At 42.3% G+C, this 18,928-nt stretch carries 16 protein-coding genes and 5 tRNA genes; 19 read left to right on the top strand and 2 right to left on the bottom strand.

The annotated features are described in order from the left end of the window. Positions 1-55 precede the first annotated feature (55 nt). Both DX060_RS09555 and DX060_RS09560 read right to left on the bottom strand, forming a co-directional pair. Positions 56-286 carry a hypothetical protein gene (locus tag DX060_RS09555; RefSeq protein WP_115012218.1) on the bottom strand — a complete coding sequence of 77 codons (231 nt, stop codon included), beginning with the start codon at positions 284-286 and terminating at the stop codon, positions 56-58. Further along, on the bottom strand, positions 283-1,197 hold the full coding sequence (locus DX060_RS09560; RefSeq protein ID WP_115012219.1) for a class 1 fructose-bisphosphatase: 915 nt from the start codon (positions 1,195-1,197) through the stop codon (positions 283-285). Before DX060_RS09560 ends, DX060_RS09555 begins: the two co-directional genes overlap by 4 nt. Positions 1,198-1,386: 189 nt before the next feature. Here DX060_RS09560 and rpe point away from each other — a divergent pair, with 189 nt between their 5' ends. The 19 genes from rpe to DX060_RS09655 all read left to right on the top strand — a co-directional run bounded on the left by rpe (position 1,387) and on the right by DX060_RS09655 (position 18,897). Continuing rightward, a complete protein-coding gene (gene rpe / locus DX060_RS09565; protein WP_115012220.1) occupies positions 1,387-2,028 on the top strand; it encodes a ribulose-phosphate 3-epimerase in 642 nt (213 codons plus the stop codon). A gap of 13 nt (positions 2,029-2,041) precedes the next feature. Beyond that, positions 2,042-2,803, top strand: a complete 762-nt coding sequence (locus DX060_RS09570; protein ID WP_115012221.1) for a 3'-5' exonuclease — start codon at positions 2,042-2,044, stop codon at positions 2,801-2,803. A gap of 56 nt (positions 2,804-2,859) precedes the next feature. Continuing rightward, positions 2,860-3,561: an RICIN domain-containing protein gene (locus DX060_RS09575; protein WP_115012222.1), complete on the top strand. Its 702-nt coding sequence runs from the start codon at positions 2,860-2,862 to the stop codon at positions 3,559-3,561. Between the two features lie 14 nt (positions 3,562-3,575). Next, the gene (locus tag DX060_RS09580) at positions 3,576-4,415 is read left to right on the top strand and encodes a cytolethal distending toxin subunit B family protein (RefSeq protein WP_115012223.1); all 840 of its coding nucleotides are present in this window, start codon (positions 3,576-3,578) and stop codon (positions 4,413-4,415) included. A gap of 9 nt (positions 4,416-4,424) precedes the next feature. Then, complete coding sequence (locus DX060_RS09585; RefSeq protein WP_115012224.1) at positions 4,425-4,973, top strand: RICIN domain-containing protein; 549 nt, start codon at positions 4,425-4,427, stop codon at positions 4,971-4,973. 190 nt (positions 4,974-5,163) lie between these two features. Further along, positions 5,164-5,239: transfer RNA gene (locus DX060_RS09590), tRNA-Thr, on the top strand. 56 nt (positions 5,240-5,295) lie between these two features. Then, a tRNA-Tyr gene (locus tag DX060_RS09595) sits at positions 5,296-5,380 on the top strand. Between the two features lie 43 nt (positions 5,381-5,423). Beyond that, positions 5,424-5,500 (top strand) — tRNA-Gly (locus tag DX060_RS09600). 52 nt (positions 5,501-5,552) lie between these two features. Then, positions 5,553-5,627 (top strand) — tRNA-Thr (locus DX060_RS09605). Positions 5,628-5,718: 91 nt separating this feature from the next. Next, complete coding sequence (gene tuf / locus DX060_RS09610) at positions 5,719-6,918, top strand: elongation factor Tu (RefSeq protein WP_115012225.1); 1,200 nt, start codon at positions 5,719-5,721, stop codon at positions 6,916-6,918. Positions 6,919-6,932: 14 nt separating this feature from the next. Next, positions 6,933-7,103 carry a 50S ribosomal protein L33 gene (gene rpmG / locus DX060_RS09615; RefSeq protein ID WP_115012226.1) on the top strand — a complete coding sequence of 57 codons (171 nt, stop codon included), beginning with the start codon at positions 6,933-6,935 and terminating at the stop codon, positions 7,101-7,103. Between the two features lie 20 nt (positions 7,104-7,123). Beyond that, positions 7,124-7,199, top strand: a tRNA-Trp gene (locus tag DX060_RS09620). A 23-nt stretch (positions 7,200-7,222) separates the two neighbouring features. Next, positions 7,223-7,408: a preprotein translocase subunit SecE gene (gene secE / locus DX060_RS09625; protein WP_115012227.1), complete on the top strand. Its 186-nt coding sequence runs from the start codon at positions 7,223-7,225 to the stop codon at positions 7,406-7,408. A 9-nt stretch (positions 7,409-7,417) separates the two neighbouring features. After that, a complete protein-coding gene (gene nusG, locus DX060_RS09630) occupies positions 7,418-7,948 on the top strand; it encodes a transcription termination/antitermination protein NusG (RefSeq protein WP_115012228.1) in 531 nt (176 codons plus the stop codon). A 12-nt stretch (positions 7,949-7,960) separates the two neighbouring features. Further along, positions 7,961-8,386, top strand: a complete 426-nt coding sequence (rplK, locus tag DX060_RS09635) for a 50S ribosomal protein L11 (RefSeq protein WP_115012229.1) — start codon at positions 7,961-7,963, stop codon at positions 8,384-8,386. A 13-nt stretch (positions 8,387-8,399) separates the two neighbouring features. Then, positions 8,400-9,104, top strand: coding sequence for a 50S ribosomal protein L1 (gene rplA, locus DX060_RS09640; protein ID WP_115012230.1), 705 nt, complete (start codon positions 8,400-8,402; stop codon positions 9,102-9,104). A 90-nt stretch (positions 9,105-9,194) separates the two neighbouring features. Next, complete coding sequence (rplJ, locus tag DX060_RS09645; RefSeq protein ID WP_115012231.1) at positions 9,195-9,680, top strand: 50S ribosomal protein L10; 486 nt, start codon at positions 9,195-9,197, stop codon at positions 9,678-9,680. 37 nt (positions 9,681-9,717) lie between these two features. Beyond that, on the top strand, positions 9,718-10,095 hold the full coding sequence (gene rplL, locus DX060_RS09650) for a 50S ribosomal protein L7/L12 (RefSeq protein WP_115012232.1): 378 nt from the start codon (positions 9,718-9,720) through the stop codon (positions 10,093-10,095). 144 nt (positions 10,096-10,239) lie between these two features. Next, complete coding sequence (locus DX060_RS09655; RefSeq protein ID WP_115012233.1) at positions 10,240-18,897, top strand: DNA-directed RNA polymerase subunit beta/beta'; 8,658 nt, start codon at positions 10,240-10,242, stop codon at positions 18,895-18,897. Positions 18,898-18,928: the final 31 nt, after the last annotated feature.

Here is an 18,928-nt window from a genome sequence, read left to right on the forward strand (position 1 = left end):
ATCCCAAAGCTTCCACGCTAGATCCACACCCCCTGCCTTCTAGCCCCACGCTACCCTAGAAGTCAAAATCCACAGCCAAGCCCTTACTCATACTTTTATACACTGCCTTGATATAGCTATCTCGTATCTCGCACTGCTGCATTTCATCACACCCAAAGCACCCCTGCCTATGCGGATCGCTAGGATCTGGCAGTAGCCCTCTTGTCCCTTGGCATTCTTGCAGGCGTTGCAGCCGCTCATCTAGCTCTCTTTCAAACACATCTTCACTAGGATTTTGGCTCATCATCTCTCCTTATTCATATAGATTGCGCGCACTTGGGCTATTTCTTCTGTGCTGCCCAAGAAGCAAGGTGTGCTGTCGTGCAAGCCATCACACGATAAACTAAGCAATCGCTCACGCCCATTTATCGCCTCTCCGCCAGCCCTTTCATAGATAAAGGCAAAAGGGAAAACTTCAAAAAGCTTCCTTAGCTTGCCATTTGGCGCATCGCTTGTAGCAGGATAGCTAAATAGCCCACCCTTCTTACACAAAATCTGGTGCAAATCCGGCACCATACCCCCAGAATACCGCAAGCGATACCCTTTGGCAAACAGACTCTCCACCAGCTCTTTATGCTCTTTGCTCCAGTGCTTTTGCGTGCCGCCCGGAGCATTAAGCTTGCCCTTAGATTCTAGCTGCAAAGCACCCTTGCTTCTCCACTGCCCCCCACTATACACACAATGCTCCACCCCCTCGCACGCTAGCACGACTTCTAAGCGCGGTCCATACACGATATAGGCTGCTGCTACAAGTGCGCTCGCACTAAATACGCCATCATAAATCCCAAATATACTCCCCACGCTTAAATTGGAGTCAAAAAGACTTGAGCCATCAAGCGGATCATAGGCTATAAGCAGACTGGATTCTAGAGACTGGCTAGAATCCAGCTGCAAAAAAGTGGATTCTACTAGACTAGAATCCACTTTTTGCTTATAGAGTGCGCTTGATTTTTCTTCTGAGCAGACTCCACCCACACACGCAAGCTTTAGTAGCGCATCTTCTAGTATTCTATCCGCTCGCACATCAACTGCTAGCTGCGTATCGCCACTAGCATTGGTGCTAGCTAGGTAGCCACTATCATCACATTGTAAAAGCTCTTGCAATGTAATGGCGCATTGTTTAATACAGGAAAAAATCTCCAGAATCCTAGAATCCATCTTGTGTCCTTTCTGTAAATATCTATGAATTTGCCAACGCCTGCAAACTCTTTGAAAACTTTGGCACAAATCGTGTAGCGATCTATTTAGCCTTAAATCTCCAGCGATTATAATCTAATGCAAATTATGCTATGCTTTAATTCTATCAATTCCATATATCCAAGTGCTACTTTAGACTAAAGGTTTTTTATGCTTGTTGCCCCTAGTATTTTATCTGCGGATTTTTTGCGGCTTGGCGAAGAAGTGGATTCTATCTGTCAGGCTAAGGCGGATTATTTACACATTGATGTGATGGATGGACACTTCGTCCCTAATCTTACCTTTGGACTGCCTATCATCTCTCAAGTCGCCAAGCGCGCGAGTATCCCGCTTGATGTGCATCTAATGGTAGAAAATGTCGAGTGGTTTGTGGAGTATTTTTTGCCTTTACGCCCGGAGTTTATAAGCGTGCATATCGAAGCTGTAACGCATTTGCATAGGCTTATCTCTCATATCCGCGCAAATGGCGTGCGCCCAGCAGTCGTGCTGAATCCACACACGAGCCAGGAAAGCTTGCGCTATATTTTGCCAGATGTGGATATGGTGCTTTTAATGAGTGTGAATCCGGGCTTTGGAGGGCAGAGCTTTATCCCAAGTGTGCTTGAAAAAGCCTGCCGACTCAAGGAGTTAATAGAATCCAAAAACCCAAACTGCTTGATCGAAGTTGATGGCGGAATCAATGCAGATAATATCAAAAGCCTGCAAGAAGTAGGCGTTGATGTCGCAGTGGCAGGGAGCTATGTGTTTGGCAGTGATAATTATGCCAAAGCCATAGCATCACTAAAGCCCTAGAGAGAGATAGGCTTTGAGCAATAATCTCCACGCGCTTGCCAAAACCCTAGACTCAAGGCTGTGTGAGCGTGCGATAGGATATGATGATATGGAGCATTTGCTAAAAAGCTTTAAAGCAAATGCTCTAGAGCTAGAGCTGCTAAAAGCCCAAGGCTTCCCACTAGAATCCAACGCGCAAGCCTACTTCCTCCACACTGCCACCACGCCCTATACTAAGCAGAGATTTTGCTTTGTCGATATAGAGACCACAGGGGCACGCCCACAAGAATCCCAGATCATAGAAATTGGCGCGATTATGTATGAAAATGGTGAGATTGTGGGGAAGTTTGATGAGTTTATCTACGCACCATTTGTGCCAGAGTCTATCACGCAAATCACAGGCATTACCGCGCCTATGCTAGAAGATGCGCGCCCAGCTAAAGCAGTGCTACAAGACTTCCGCGCGTTTTTGGGGCAGAGCGTGTTTGTGGCACACAATGTAGGCTTTGATTATAGTTTCATCAGCCACGAGCTGGAGCATTATGGGCTTGGCAGTTTGCTTAATCACCGTTTATGCACAATTGACCTAGCAAGAAGAACCATTCTCTCCAAACGCTATTCCTTGCAATATCTCAATGAATTTTTAGGGATCAATACGCCCTCTGCGCACAGAGCCTATGCCGATGCACTCACTGCTTTAAAAGTCTTTGAAATCGCACATCTCTGCCTACCTAGCTCGATTTATAGCACACAAGATTTACTAGCATTTTCTCGCGCTAAGCACAAGGCTTTCTAGGTATGGTTTTTGCTTACTCTGCTATAATACACACGACAACACCACAAGGAGCCTAAGTGCCGCAATCAATCCTTTCTGCCCTTGCGCGATTAGTGTCAATAAGCTTTTTAGGTTTATTGATATTGCCATTTGTCATCTTAGGTTGTGCCAGCAATGCTGCAAACCCCTTAGCTGCAAATATCAGTGGCAACGCCCCACATCAAACCAATGATCCATTAGCCATAGGCACCAAGCCAATCGCCCCAGCAAAGCAAAGGATACCAAGCTTTATCCACAATACTAAATCATCTCTTAGCCCCATTATGGGTGATCCTAGGGATTTTGTCGCTATACTAAATCAAGGTGCAGGTGTAATCACAATATGGGCTAGCGCACCTGCTAGCTGGGTGTGGGTGCATTCTGCAGCATTGCATACACAATTTGGCGATGCGTTTAATTGGGTTATGCAGCCCATTGGCGATGGCTTTATCCGCTTTATCAACAAGCTCACACATACCTGCTTAAATGTTTATGGGCAAGGCGTGATCCACTACCCCTGTGATCCCAAAAACCCCAATCAATTTTTCCGCTTACTTCCTATGCAAAATGGCGCAGTTGCTATCCAAAGTGCCAGCACTAATCTCTGCTTGCAAACAAGTATGCGCACCAAAGTAAATCACCCACTCGTGCTAAACAAATGCCTAAAGGTGGCAAACTCCGAACAGCAGTGGTTTATCATCCCGCCTTTTGCTAAACCCACACCAATCCTATATCCATAAGTCAAGGAAGCCCTATGTCTTATATATCACGCCATCAAATATTGCATAGATTTGTGTTTGTATATAGCACGCTGTGTCTCATCATCGCACACGCTTTAGCCGATATGCGCGACTACAAAATAGGCTCGTGGAATCTCAATGACACACAAATGCCCATTGAAGAAAAGTGGAACAATACCATCCGCAGTCTCCTTGGCGGAAGCAATGGCGTAGATATTTTGGCACTACAAGAAGTGGGCGGTCTCCCCACAAATGTGGATTTTATCAAGACTTTCACCCTACCCTATGCCACCACACTGCCTATCCAAGAGTATCAATGGGATCTAGGCAAAGGATATGGCAAAGTATTTGTCTATTTTATGCGTGCTGATACAAATATGCGCGGCATCAATCTTGCCATCATCACAAAAAAACGCGCCACTGAGGTCTTTGCCATTAAGCCAAGCAATAAAATCTCGCTGCCAATGTTAGCAATCGCCTTGAATGATGATGTGTTTATCACAATGGATTCTATCGATAGAAAAGGAGCAGACACCCCTGCTAATATCGCCAATACATTTGACTACTTCGCCAAACACCCAAGAGCGCAAACGCTGCAGTGGCTTATCCTTGGGAGCTTTAATACCCACCCACAAGCCCTGCAAGCAGCAATCCCCCCAAGCTTGCAAGAGCGGATCGCTATCATCGCACCAACTGTAGCAACTAGGAAAAATGGTGGAATCCTAGAATATGCGCTTAGTGGTAATTCTGGGAAGTCTCCCTACCTAGCCCCCACACTCAAAGCCCACCTAGGATATAGCAATGTAAGGCTACAATTTGATTCGGCTCATATCCCTATAATATTTAGCAAATAAGGATAATGTATGATCGCTATCAATCATTCTAAACGACTATGGATTCTAGCTAGTATATTCCTTTGCACAGGATTTTCTCTAGTCTATGCCAAAAAGCAGCCGCTAATCACCAATCAATCTGTATCTATCCGCGCTATGAGCACAGGAGAATCTCTCTATGCAAACGGCAGTGTCGCAGAAGTGAATTGGAATCTTATAGAAGTAATGCTACCGGGCTATTTAAATAAAAAATTCCCTTTTGGTGCAGTGCAATTCCGCCATATCAGCAAGCACGATCAATGCCTTATGAGTGATGGATTCTGGCTTGGTCTTGGAGAATGTTCCACGGTGCGTTTGGGTGATCATCGCACGCTTTTTTCCTTACTGCCAACTTCTAGTGGCGCACTACAAATCCAATCCATTGCTGCTGAAGGATGCTTAGTTGTAGAATCTAGTGGCAAGAAAATCGCTCAAAGTCTAAGAATCTTGCCTTGCTTTACCGCTGCGCATACGCCGATAGATTTGCGCTGGCTTTGGGTGCTCACGCCACCTCGCATCGACACAAAACTCTCAATGTGATTTTGCAGCATTTATTCACATCAATTAAGCGCGATGCTTTGCGCTTGGTAAAAATCTTTAAATATTGCCTATTGAGAATAAATCCCCCTACATAACTTCAGGCACACAATCCAAAAAATAATCTAATTTAGACATTAAATATCTCTTGACAACAAGGGGTAATTTTATGTATAATCCCGATTTTTTTAATGCTGGTTTAGCTCAGTTGGTAGAGCATCTGCCTTGTAAGCAGAGGGTCGGGGGTTCAAGTCCCTTAACCAGCTCCATTTTCAAACTCTAACAGACTTTTCTGATTCAGTGTTTGACCAGTTTTTGCTGATTTGGTGAGTTACTCAAGTGGCCAACGAGGGCAGACTGTAAATCTGCTGACTTTGTCTTCCGTGGTTCGAATCCACGACTCACCACCATAGTTTAAGCATTGTCTTAGATGTGGTTTGTAGGAGCATTTTCGCGGGAATAGCTCAGTTGGCTAGAGCATCAGCCTTCCAAGCTGAGGGTCGCGGGTTCGAGCCCCGTTTCCCGCTCCATACTGGGAGCTGAAGTAATCTTCACTATGTAGTCGCTCTCAAGACCATTTATGCCCATATAGCTCAGTGGCAGAGCACTTCCTTGGTAAGGAAGAGGTCGGCGGTTCAATCCCGCTTATGGGCTCCAGTTTTTCTAGCGGTTTTGTTGTAATCTTTATCTTTACATAAAGAAATAAGGATTATAATCAAGGCTTCAAATTCAATTTTAGGAGACTTTTATGGCAAAGGAAAAATTTGTCAAGAATAAGCCCCATGTCAATATTGGGACAATTGGGCATGTTGACCACGGTAAAACAACTCTAAGTGCTGCTATATCTGCTGTTCTTGCGACAAAAGGTCTTGCAGAAATGAAAGATTACGACAAAATCGATAACGCTCCTGAGGAGAGAGAAAGAGGGATTACTATCGCAACTTCTCATATCGAATACGAAACAGAAAATCGCCACTATGCACATGTGGATTGTCCAGGACACGCCGACTATGTAAAAAATATGATTACAGGTGCGGCACAAATGGATGGGGCTATTCTTGTTGTCTCTGCTGCAGATGGTCCTATGCCACAAACTCGTGAGCATATCTTGCTATCTCGTCAAGTAGGTGTGCCATATATTGTTGTTTTCTTGAATAAGCAAGATATGGTTGATGATCAAGAATTGCTTGACTTGGTGGAAATGGAGGTTAGAGAGCTTCTTAGTGCGTATGACTTCCCTGGAGATGATACACCTATCGTAGCTGGATCAGCTCTTAAAGCCCTAGAAGAAGCCAAAGCTGGTAGCGTTGGTGATTGGGGACAAAAGGTTCTAGATCTTATGGCGAAAGTTGATGAGTATATCCCTACTCCAGAGCGCGATACAGAAAAAACTTTCCTTATGCCAGTAGAGGATGTTTTTTCAATTGCTGGTCGTGGGACAGTTGTAACCGGCAGGATTGAAAGAGGTGTTGTTAAAGTTGGCGATGAAGTAGAAATCGTTGGCATTCGAGATACACAAAAGACAACAGTTACTGGTGTCGAAATGTTTAGAAAAGAGCTAGACAAAGGTGAAGCTGGGGATAATGTTGGTATTCTCTTGAGAGGGACGAAGAAAGAGGAAGTAGAGAGAGGTATGGTTCTTTGTAAACCCGGTTCCATTACTCCTCATAGCGAATTTGAAGGTGAGATCTATGTCCTATCCAAAGATGAAGGTGGCAGACATACTCCATTCTTCAATAACTATCGCCCACAATTCTATGTGCGAACGACCGATGTAACAGGTTCTATCAAGTTACCAGATGGTGTAGAAATGGTTATGCCTGGCGATAATGTCAAAATCACTGTCGAGCTTATCAGCCCTATCGCACTTGAGCTTGGGACTAAATTTGCCATCCGTGAAGGCGGTAGAACTGTCGGCGCTGGTGTTGTAAGCAAGATTATCAAGTAATCAAGGCTCACAAAATGGCTAAGGGTAATGTGATAAAAATTGGTTTGAAATGTTCGGAATGTGGGGACATTAACTACAGCACAACTAAAAATGCTAAAACAAAAACAGAAAAACTGGAGCTCAAGAAGTTCTGCCCTAGGCTTAACAAACACACTATTCACAAAGAAGTTAAGCTTAAAAGCTAGAGTTTATCTCTAGCTTTTCTAGGTCAGTAGCTCCAATGGTAGAGCGTCGGTCTCCAAAACCGGTTGTTGGGGGTTCGAGTCCCTCCTGACCTGCCATTAGCAATAATACAAGGCAAGAAATGAAAAAAATAATTACTTACTATAAAGCAGCAAAAGAAGAGCTTCTTAAAGTTGTTTTTCCAACAAAAGAACAAATTCGAAATGCTCTAATATCTGTAGTTGTTGTGGTTATTGTGGTTGCTTTGTTTTTGGGTCTAGTCGATCTTATTTTGTTTGCTTCTGTGTCTAAATTTTTTGGAGATTAGGAGATTTATATGTCGCTAGGTTGGTATGCTATACAAACATATTCTGGCAGTGAGCAATCAGTAAAAAAAGCCATTGAAAATCTTGTTCAAGAGCTTGGTCTCCAAGACAGAGTAAAAGAGGTGGTTGTTCCTACAGAAGACATCTATGAGATGAAAGATGGAGCAAAGAAAATAAGTGCGAGAAGTATATATCCAGGATATGTATTTATACATGTGGATTTGGATACATCGCTTTGGCATACGATCCAATCCCTTCCTAGGGTCAGCGGTTTCATTGGTGAGAGCAAGAAGCCAACTCCACTGAGCGAGGCAGATATTACCCATATCCTAGAGAAAAACACAAACCGCGCAGCACCTAAGCCTAAGGTGTCGTTTGACCCCGGAGAAGTTGTAAGAATCAATGAAGGTCCTTTTGCTAACTTCACTGCAACTGTTGAAGGATACGATATTGAACACAAAAAGCTGAAGCTAAATGTTTCTATCTTTGGGAGAAATACTCCAATAGAAATCTTGTATTCACAAGTGGAAAAAATAGTTTAAGAAAGGTAAAAAATGGCAAAGAAAATAGTAGGTGAATTAAAACTTCAAATTCCCGCAGGAAAGGCGAATCCATCTCCACCCGTTGGTCCAGCTCTTGGACAAAGGGGGATCAATATTATGGAATTTTGCAAAGCTTTTAATGAAAAGACTAAAGACATGGGTGATTTTAACATACCAGTTATCATTACTGTCTATCAGGACAAGAGCTTTACTTTTATCACAAAAAAACCACCCGTAACAGATCTTATCAAAAAGGCTTCTGGCATCTCGAAAGGATCCGATAATCCCTTAAAAAATAAGGTTGGTAAGCTCACTTCTAAACAGTTGCAAGATATTGCTGAGGCAAAAATGGAAGATCTTAACGCTAATGATATAGAAGCGGCTAAAAAAATTGTTGCTGGGTCTGCGCGAAGTATGGGTATAGAAATTGTAGGATAAATGGAGAATACAGATGAAGAACAAAGTAGCAAAAAGAATCCAAAATTTAACTGAAAAAGTCGATGCCAATAAGTTTTATGATATAGATTCTGGTATTAGCGTGGTTAAGTCTCTAGCATCGGCTAAATTTGATGAAACAGTCGAGTTGGCTTTACGGCTGGGCGTCGATCCACGCCACGCAGATCAAATGATCCGAGGAGCAGTTGTTTTACCGCATGGGACAGGCAAGAAAGTTCGTGTTGCCGTATTTGCTAAGGGGACAAAAGCTGATGAAGCTAAAAATGCGGGAGCTGATGTTGTAGGCGATGATGATCTTGCAGAAGAAATCAAGAATGGCAACATAAACTTTGACATTGTTATTGCAACGCCTGATATGATGGCTCTTGTCGGTAAAGTTGGTAGAATCTTAGGTCCAAAAGGACTAATGCCAAACCCAAAAACAGGGACTGTTACAATGGATGTAAGCAAAGCAGTTTCTAATGCAAAAAGCGGACAGGTTAATTTCCGTGTCGATAAAAAGGGAAATATACACGCACCTATAGGAAAAGTGAGCTTTTCTGAAGATAAAATTAAAGACAATATGCTTGAGCTAGTCAAGACAATTAATCGACTCAAACCATCTAGTGCAAAGGGTAAGTTTATCCGTGGTGGAGTGCTATCCCTAACTATGTCCCCTGCTGTCAAGCTTGATGCGCAGATTCTTATGGATGTAAAGTAACCTTTAATTGATATTTATCTTAGACTGATGACTACAAGGGCGCAAGCTTAATATCCAACCTTGTATAAGTCTTGTCTGAAAGGAGGAAATATGACCAAAGTTCAGAAACAAGAAATGGTTGAAACACTAACACAAGAGTTTAGAACTGCTCAAGCTCTGCTTGTGTGTGATTACAAAGGGATTGGAGTAAAATCCCTAGAAGAGTTGCGCCACAATGCTAGGCAAGCAAATGTTAAAGTCCAAGTCATAAAGAATACCTTGGCTCGCATTGCTCTAAACAATGCGAATATGCCTGAGCTTGACATTAAAGATACAAATATCTTTATTTGGGGAGAAGATCAAATCTCTTTGGCAAAGATTGCTGTCAAGTTTGCCGAAGCAAATGCGGAAAAGTTTGTTATCAAGACTGGTAGTTTTGAAGGACAAAAAGTGGATAAAGACCATATTATATCTGTCTCTAAACTTCCAAGTAGGGAAGAGCTTATTGGTATGCTTTTATCTGTTTGGACAGCTCCAGCTCGCTATTTTGCGACAGGGCTAGACAATCTAAGAAAGCAAAAAGAACAAAACTCATAGCGTATGCTATGTAATTTAAAATTTAAAAGGAGCTAAAATGGCTATCACAAAAGAAGATGTGTTGGAATATATCGGCGGACTCTCTGTTCTAGAACTTTCAGAACTTGTAAAAGCTTTTGAAGAGAAATTTGGCGTTAGTGCTGCGCCAACAGTGGTTGCTGGCGCAGTTGCTGGTGGAGCAGCTGGTGGAGCAGCTGAAGAAAAAACTGATTTTAGCGTTGTCCTAGTGGAAGCTGGTGCAAACAAAATCAATGTTATCAAAGTTGTGCGAGAAATCACTGGTCTTGGACTCAAAGAGGCAAAAGATGCGACAGAAAAAACTCCCCACACACTCAAAGAAGGTGTCAATAAAGATGATGCTGAAGCGTTTAAGAAAAAACTTGAAGAAGCTGGTGCAAAAGTTGAGATTAAATAATCCTACTACACCCTATTTGTTTGTTGAGTCGCCCAAATATAGATAACTATATTTGGGCTATTTGCATTTATAGCTCTCTATGAGAGTATATAACCTACATTCTCATAGAGAGCTATCTCTACCATCTCTCATTAAGGATTACCTATGGCTAAAAAAGAAATTAAAAATAGACTTCGTATTGATTTTTCCCAACAACGAGGATTAGAAGTCCCAAATCTTTTACTTCTACAAAGAGACAGCTACGATTCTTTCTTATATGCAAAAGATGGAAAAGAGAGTGGGATTGAAAAAGTATTTAAATCAATATTTCCTGTCCAAGATGTTCAAAATCGCATTACCCTTGAGTATGTTGGGTGTGAATATGGCAAGCCAAAATATACCATTAGAGAAGCAATGGAGCGTGGGATAACCTACGCAATACCCCTTAAGATAAAGGTCCAACTTATCCAATGGGAAAAAGATGAAAAAGGTGAGAAACTAGCCCCAAAAGATATTAAAGAGCAAAGCATTTTTATCCGCGAAATCCCTCTAATGACTGATAGAATCTCTTTTATCATCAATGGCGTAGAGCGTGTTGTGGTAAATCAGCTACATAGGAGTCCGGGTGTAATATTCAAACAAGATGAATCCAACAGCACAGCCAGCAAGCCGACCTATATGGGACAAATTATTCCCGATCGTGGCTCTTGGCTGTATTTTGAATATGATTCTAAAGATACGCTTTATGTTCGCATCAATAAACGAAGAAAAGTCCCAGCGACAATATTTTTTAGAGCACTTGGATATAGCAAGATAGATATTTTAAAGATGTTTTATCCTCTTCTTAAAATTAGAGTAGAAAAAGGTAAGTTCCTAATTAAATTTAACCCATCAGATTTTGAAGGTAGAGTAGAATTTGACATTAAAAACATTAAAGGCGAAGTTGTTGTAGCATCTGGCAAACGTCTCAGTGCTAGAAAAGCTAAAGAGCTTCAAGACAATGGACTTGACTGGATAGAATACCCCATAGAGACCTTGTCAAATAGATATTTATTTGACCCCATTATAGACAAGAAAAGTGGGGAAGTAGTCTTTGATACATTAACCCAGCTTGATGATGCCAAGATCAAAAAACTTGGCGAGCTAAAGGTTAAAGAAATTGTTATCATTAATGATTTGGCAAATGGGCTTGATGCATCAATTATCAATTCTTTTATCACCGAAACAGAGTCTTTAAAACTTCTTAAACAAACAGAAAAAATCGATGATGAAAACGACCTTGCCGCTATTCGTATCTACAAAGTTATGCGACCAGGGGAGCCTGTTACAAAAGAAGTTGCTAAACAATTTGTTCGTAGATTATTTTTTGATGCAGAATCCTATGATCTAACACGCGTTGGTCGGATGAAGATGAATCACAAATTAGAATTACAAGTCCCAAATTACATCACTGTCCTTACGCACGAAGACATCATAGAAACAACACGCTATCTTATGAAAGTCCGCAATGGTAGTGGTAAGATTGATGATCGCGACAATCTCGGCAACCGCAGGATTCGAGCCATTGGTGAGTTATTGGCAAATGAACTACACGCTGGCTTAGTAAAAATGCAAAAAGCTATCAAAGATAAACTTACCACAATGAGTGGTGGCTTTGATTCTGTTATGCCCCACGATCTCATCAACGCCAAAATGATCACAAGCACCATTATGGAGTTCTTCACAGGTGGGCAACTTTCACAGTTTATGGATCAAACCAATCCTCTCTCTGAAATTACGCATAAACGCAGACTATCCGCACTTGGCGAAGGTGGGCTAGTAAAAGAGCGAGTTGGCTTTGAAGCACGCGATGTGCATCCTACACATTATGGCAGAATCTGTCCTATCGAAACACCAGAAGGGCAAAATATTGGGCTTATCAATACTATTGCCACTTTTACGCTTGTTAATGATCTAGGCTTCATTGAAGCTCCTTATCGCAGGGTAGTTGATGGAAAAGTTACTGATGAGATTGTCTATCTTACCGCAACACAAGAAGATGGTAAGATTATCGCTCCAGCTAGCACTAAACTGGATTCTAACAACAACATCGCTGACACGCTCATTGAGACGCGCTGTGGCGGAGAAATAGCTCTACGAAAATCAGAAGAAGTGGAATTTATCGATCTAAGTCCGCGAATGCTCGTTGGTGTTGCAGCAAGCTTAATTCCTTTTCTAGAGCACGATGATGCTAACCGCGCACTTATGGGATCAAATATGCAGCGTCAAGCAGTGCCACTTCTTAGACCCGATGCACCACTTGTAGGGACAGGGATTGAACAAATCATCGCTAGAGATTCTTGGGAGGCAGTTAAGGCGACTCGTGGTGGTGTCGTTGAAAAAATCGATGCAAAAAACATTTACATTCTAGGTGAAGATGCCAATGGTGCATATATTGATGGCTATTCTCTGCAGAAAAACCTGCGCACCAACCAAAATACCTGCTTTGCCCAGCGCCCTATTGTCAAGCAAGGCGATGTTGTGGAAGCGGGACAGATCATCGCTGATGGTGCAAGTATGGATCAAGGTGAGTTGGCATTGGGAAAAAACATTCGCGTAGCATTTATGCCGTGGAATGGCTATAACTTCGAAGATGCTATTGTTGTCAGCGAACGCCTTATCAAAGAAGATGCATTCACATCTGTGCATATTTATGAAAAAGAAGTGGAAGCCAGGGAGCTAAAACACGGCACTGAAGAAATTACTGCTGACATACCGGGGGTGCATGAAGAAGAGATTGCCCATCTTGATGAAAGTGGGATTGTAAAAATTGGGACTTATGTTACGGCAGGTATGATTCTTGTTGGCAAAGTTACTCCTAAGGGCGAAGTTAAGCCAAGTCCGGAAGAACGACTATTGCGCGCTATTTTTGGGGAAAAAGCCGGACATGTTGTCAATAAATCTCTCTATTGTCCGCCATCACTAGAAGGCACGGTTATTGATGTCAAAATCTTTACCAAAAAGGGCTATGAAAAAGATGCGAGAGCTATCAGTGCCTATGAGCAAGAAAAATCTGTATTAGACATTGAGCACCACGACCGCCTTACAATGCTCAATAAAGAAGAATTGCTTCGAGTGGGTAGTATGCTATCTAAACAGGCATTAAGCGCGGATGCAACTATTAACGACAAAAAATACAAAAAGGGGCAGAAAGTTCCTAAATCAGAAATTGCTAAGATAAATCGCTTTGCTCTCAATACGCTTATTAAAAGTTATGAAAAAAGCGTGCAAAGCAAATACGAAAAAATCAAAGTTAATTTTCTTGAGCAGAAAAAAACACTAGGAGAAGAGCACGAAGAAAAGCTATCAATCCTTGAAAAAGATGATATTCTACCAAGTGGGGTCGTTAAACAAGTGAAAATCTATATCGCCACAAAGCGCAAACTCAAGGTGGGCGACAAGATGGCTGGAAGACACGGGAACAAAGGTATTGTTAGCACTATTGTCCCAGCAGTTGATATGCCCTATACTGCTGATGGCGAGCCTATAGATATTGTCTTAAATCCACTTGGTGTGCCTAGCCGTATGAATATTGGTCAGATTCTAGAGGTGCATTTAGGACTTGTAGGGAAAAATCTAGGCAATCAGCTAAATACTATTCTTGAGAGTCAATCAGCCGACTTTGTGCAGCAGCTTCGCCAAAAAATGATCGACATAGCAGAGCTTACCAATGAGAAAGATTCTGCTATGGTGCAGTTTATCAAAGACTGCAAGGATAGTGAGCTTCTAGATTATGCAAGAGATTGGAGTAAGGGAGTAAAATTTGCCATCCCTGTATTTGAGGGTATTTCACAAGAGAAATTCAACAAGCTCTTTGAGGCGGCAAAAATCGATATGGATGGCAAAGTTGAGCTATATGATGGAAGGACAGGTGAAAAAATCCGTGAAAAAGTCAATATCGGCTATATGTATATGCTTAAGCTTCACCATCTTGTTGATGAAAAAGTCCATGCGCGTAGCACCGGTCCTTATAGCATTATTACTCAACAGCCAGTCGGTGGGAAGGCTCTATTTGGTGGGCAAAGATTTGGGGAAATGGAAGTTTGGGCTCTAGAAGCTTATGGCGCAGCCCACACACTCAAAGAAATGCTTACGCTCAAATCCGATGATATTGTAGGACGAGAAAATGCCTATCGCTCAATTACCAAAGGCGAGCCTGTTGGAGAATCTGAAATCCCAGAGACATTTTATGTCCTTATTAAAGAATTGCAAGCCCTTGCACTTGATGCCAATGTGTTTGACAATACTCTTGATGAAAACGGTAATCCCAAAGCACTAGAAATCAAAGAGGACAATCGCCCAAAAGACTTTAGCTCATTTCAGCTTGTGTTAGCGAGCCCGGAGAAAATACGCTCTTGGAGTCGTGGCGAAGTGAAAAAACCAGAGACAATCAATTATCGCACACTCAAGCCAGAGCGCGATGGATTGTTTTGCACCAAAATCTTTGGACCTGTGAGAGACTATGAATGTCTATGCGGCAAATATAAAAAACCTCGCTACAAAGGTATGGTATGCGAAAAATGTGGTGTCGAAGTTACTAGCTCAAAAGTTCGAAGATCAAGAATGGGGCATATCGAGCTAGTAACACCTGTGGCACATATTTGGTATGTAAATTCTCTCCCAAGTCGCATCGGCACACTACTTGGCGTCAAGATGAAAGATTTGGAGCGCGTGCTGTATTATGAAGCATATATTGTTAAGGAGCCTGGAGAGGCATTCTATGACAATGAATCCACCAAGCCAGTAATGAAATATGATGTGCTTAATGAAGAGCAATATCAGAATATTTATCAGCGTTTTGGTGATAAGGGCTTTGTCGCTCAAATGGGTGGCGAAGCAGTCAAAGAGCTTTTAGAGCAGCTAGATCTTGCAACACTGCTCACATCACTACGCGAAGAGATAAAATCTACAAATTCTGAAGCAAAGAAAAAGATCATTGTCAAGAGGCTAAAGGTTGTTGAAAGCTTTATGAACTCTGGCAATCGCCCAGAATGGATGATGCTTACTGTGCTTCCTGTATTACCACCAGATTTACGCCCTCTTGTCGCCCTTGATGGCGGTAAGTTTGCTGTAAGTGATGTAAATGACCTATATCGCCGCGTCATCAACCGCAACCAGCGCTTGAAGCGTCTTATGGAGCTTGATGCCCCAGAAATTATTGTGCGCAATGAAAAGCGTATGCTTCAAGAAGCAGTCGATGCACTCTTTGATAATGGACGCAACGCCAATGCAGTAAAAGGCGCAAATAAACGCCCGCTCAAATCACTCTCGGAAATCATCAAAGGTAAGCAAGGAAGATTCCGCCAGAATCTACTTGGAAAACGCGTAGATTTCTCTGGGCGAAGCGTTATTGTCGTGGGACCAAATCTACGAATGGATCAGTGTGGCTTACCAAAAAATATGGCACTTGAGCTATTTAAACCCCACTTACTTGCACGACTTGAAGAAAAGGGCTATGCAAGCACACTAAAACAAGCCAAAAAAATGATTGAGCAAAAGACAAATGAAGTGTGGGAATGCTTGCAGGAAATCGTTGATGGCTATCCTGTATTGCTCAATCGCGCTCCAACCTTACACAAACAGTCGATCCAAGCTTTCCATCCTAAGCTAATTGATGGCAAAGCTATCCAGCTACACCCATTGGTGTGCTCAGCGTTTAACGCGGATTTCGATGGGGATCAAATGGCGGTGCATGTGCCACTAAGTCAAGAAGCCATTACAGAGTGCAAAGTGCTAATGCTAAGCTCTATGAATATCCTTCTACCAGCAAGCGGTAAGGCAGTGGCAGTGCCTAGCCAAGATATGGTGCTAGGTCTCTACTATCTCTCCCTAGAGAAAAAAGGCGTAAAAGGCGAGCATAAGCTATTTGGTGATATCAATCAAATTATGATCGCCATTGATGCAGGCGAACTTGATATCAATGCCAAAATCCAAACTGTCATCAATCGCTACCCTGTAACAACCACAGCAGGCAGAATGATCTTGCGCGCCATATTGCCAGATTTTGTGCCTACTGACTTGTGGAATAAGGTCTTGAAAAAGAAAGATATTGGCGTGCTTGTTGATTATGTGTATAAAGAAGCCGGCACAGGCATCACTGCAGCTTTCTTAGATGACCTAAAAAATCTAGGCTTTACTTACGCTACTAAGGCAGGGATTTCTATTTCTGCGGCTGATATTATTATTCCGGAAGACAAAGATGAAATCATCTCACAAGCTCGAGAAAAGGTGCGTAAGCTACAAGATGACTTTGAGCACGGGGCAATGACTGAAGCTGAACGCTACAACAAGACAATCGACTATTGGACAGAGGCTAGCAAGCAGCTTGGGGAAAAAATGAGCACAATCATCGCACAAGATAAAGATGGATTTAACTCTATCTATATGATGGCGGATTCTGGAGCTAGAGGTAGTGCTGCACAAATACGACAGCTCTCAGCTATGCGTGGTCTTATGGCAAAGCCAGATGGCACAATCATCGAGACACCCATTGTGTCAAACTTCAAGGAAGGATTAAATATCCTAGAATACTTCAACTCCACCCACGGAGCGCGAAAAGGTCTTGCGGATACGGCTCTTAAAACTGCTAATGCGGGATACTTGACAAGAAAACTTATTGATGTAAGTCAAAATGTCAAAATCTCTATGGAAGATTGTGGCACACACGAAGGATTTGAAATAAGCGACATTATCGATGGATCGGAGTTGTTAGAATCTTTAGAAGAAAGAGTGTTTGGGCGCGTGCTTGCTGCTGATGTTATCGACCCAATCACTAATGAAGTGCTCTTTAGTGCAGAAACTCTAATTGATGAAAAGGCTGCAAGGCGCATAGTTGAAGCCAATGTAAAATCTGTTGTAATACGAAATTCTGTTACTTGTAAGGCGCCTAAGGGTGTATGTGCTAAGTGTTATGGAATCAATCTTGGAGAAGGCAAAATGGTGCGCCCGGGAGAAGCAGTAGGGGTCATTGCAGCACAATCCATCGGTGAGCCCGGCACTCAGCTTACACTGCGCACATTCCATGTTGGTGGGACTGCCAGCAGAACACAAGAAGAAAAAGAAATTCGAGCCGAGAAAGAGGGCTTTATTCGTTATTACAATATCAAAACCTACAAAAACAAAGAAGGCAAAAATATTGTTGTCAATCGAAGAAATGCGGCTGTGCTTGTAGTAGAACCAAAAATTAAAGCTCCTTTTGATGGAACATTGCATATAGAGACAGCGCACGATGAGATTACAATAATTGTCAAAAACGGCAAACAAGAGAAAAAATACAGCGTGCGCAAAAGCGATGTAGCCAAGCCAAATGAATTAGCTGGCGTAAGTGGCAGACTAGAGGGCAAGCTGTATATAGCACACGAAAGCGGATATAAAGTCGCCAAGGGTGGTAGCATTGTCGATATTGTCAAAGATGGCTGGAATGTGCCCAATCGTATCCCATACGCAAGTGAAATCATCGCCCAAGATAATGCACCCATTTGCCAAAAGATCTACTCTAAAGAAAAAGGTGTAGTCAAATACTACCTACTACAAGGTGATCATTTAGAGCGTATGCACGACTTCAAAAAAGGCGACATCATTGAAGAAAAAGGTATTTTTGCCGTAATTGCAGACCAATACGATAGGGAGGCGACTCGACACTATATTGCTAGGAATTCTAAGATTTTAGTCGATGATAATAGTCAGGTCGATACAAATACACTTATCGCAGAGCCTGCAAAAGATACAAACAATCTCATTGCCACTTGGGATTCTTACAATACAATTACCATCAGCGATATTGATGGGGTTGTGTCGTTTGAAGACATTGTGCTAGGACTCACAGCGACAGAGCAAGAAGACAAAACTGATGGCAAGAAAAAACTCAAAATCAACGACTATATACCATCAGGCTTTAAGCCAAGTTTGATTATCAAAAGCGGCAAGGATGTTAGACGCTATGCCCTTGAGCCTAACACAACCATCGCGCCAGAAGTTGTTGAAGGTGTTAAAGTAGCCAAAGCCGATGAATTAGCCAAAACCCCAAAAGCTGTAGCAAAATCAAGAGATATTACAGGGGGTCTTCCTCGCGTATCAGAGCTATTTGAAGCTCGCAAGCCGAAAGATTCCGCCATATTGTCCGATATTGATGGGGTCGTTAGCTTTGGAAAATCCATACGCAATAAAGAGCGTATTATAATCACTGCGCAAGATGGGAGAGTGAGCGAATATCTTGTAGATAAGGGCAAGGGTATCCTTGTGCATAAAGATGAGTTTGTCCATGCTGGAGAGGCTTTAACCGATGGAATCACATCAAGCCACGATATTTTGCGCATTGGTGGCGAGAAAGAATTGCTACATTTTATTGTCAATGAAGTGCAGCAAGTCTATCGCGGTCAAGGGGTAAATATTGCGGATAAACATATTGAGGTTATTGTCTCACAAATGTTGCGCCAAGTGCGAATCATCGATCCCGGAAATACTCGCTTTATTGAAAATGATCTTGTCAGCAAGCGACACTTTAAGGAGGAAAATGAGCGCATTATGAGACTTGGTGGAGAGCCAGCTATTGCAGAGCTTGTGTTGCTGGGTATTACACGCGCTGCAATTAGTAGTGATTCGATCATTTCGGCAGCTTCATTCCAAGAAACGACAAAAGTTCTAACAGAAGCCAGTATTGCAGCCAAAAAGGATTTTCTAGAAGATTTAAAAGAAAATGTTGTCCTAGGGAGAATGATTCCAGTCGGGACAGGGCTATACAAAGACAGAAATTTTGTTGTCAAAACTAAGGACTTAGATTCCTAGAATCTAAGAGAAATAAAAGATTAAATAGTGT

Origin of the sequence: Helicobacter canis, assembly GCF_900451095.1 — a bacterium.
GTDB classification, from domain to species: Bacteria; Campylobacterota; Campylobacteria; order Campylobacterales; family Helicobacteraceae; genus Helicobacter_B; species Helicobacter_B zhangjianzhongii.

Excerpts from the sequence above, each read along its gene's own strand:
- DX060_RS09555 (WP_115012218.1), bottom strand. The coding sequence starts at position 286 with ATGATGAGCCAAAATCCTAGTGAAGATGTGTTTGAAAGAGAGCTAGAT.
- DX060_RS09560 (WP_115012219.1), bottom strand. The coding sequence starts at position 1,197 with ATGGATTCTAGGATTCTGGAGATTTTTTCCTGTATTAAACAATGCGCC.
- rpe (WP_115012220.1), top strand. The coding sequence starts at position 1,387 with ATGCTTGTTGCCCCTAGTATTTTATCTGCGGATTTTTTGCGGCTTGGC.
- DX060_RS09580 (WP_115012223.1), top strand. The coding sequence starts at position 3,576 with ATGTCTTATATATCACGCCATCAAATATTGCATAGATTTGTGTTTGTA.
- DX060_RS09585 (WP_115012224.1), top strand. The coding sequence starts at position 4,425 with ATGATCGCTATCAATCATTCTAAACGACTATGGATTCTAGCTAGTATA.
- tuf (WP_115012225.1), top strand. The coding sequence starts at position 5,719 with ATGGCAAAGGAAAAATTTGTCAAGAATAAGCCCCATGTCAATATTGGG.
- rpmG (WP_115012226.1), top strand. The coding sequence starts at position 6,933 with ATGGCTAAGGGTAATGTGATAAAAATTGGTTTGAAATGTTCGGAATGT.
- secE (WP_115012227.1), top strand. The coding sequence starts at position 7,223 with ATGAAAAAAATAATTACTTACTATAAAGCAGCAAAAGAAGAGCTTCTT.
- nusG (WP_115012228.1), top strand. The coding sequence starts at position 7,418 with ATGTCGCTAGGTTGGTATGCTATACAAACATATTCTGGCAGTGAGCAA.
- rplK (WP_115012229.1), top strand. The coding sequence starts at position 7,961 with ATGGCAAAGAAAATAGTAGGTGAATTAAAACTTCAAATTCCCGCAGGA.
- rplA (WP_115012230.1), top strand. The coding sequence starts at position 8,400 with ATGAAGAACAAAGTAGCAAAAAGAATCCAAAATTTAACTGAAAAAGTC.
- rplJ (WP_115012231.1), top strand. The coding sequence starts at position 9,195 with ATGACCAAAGTTCAGAAACAAGAAATGGTTGAAACACTAACACAAGAG.
- rplL (WP_115012232.1), top strand. The coding sequence starts at position 9,718 with ATGGCTATCACAAAAGAAGATGTGTTGGAATATATCGGCGGACTCTCT.
- DX060_RS09655 (WP_115012233.1), top strand. The coding sequence starts at position 10,240 with ATGGCTAAAAAAGAAATTAAAAATAGACTTCGTATTGATTTTTCCCAA.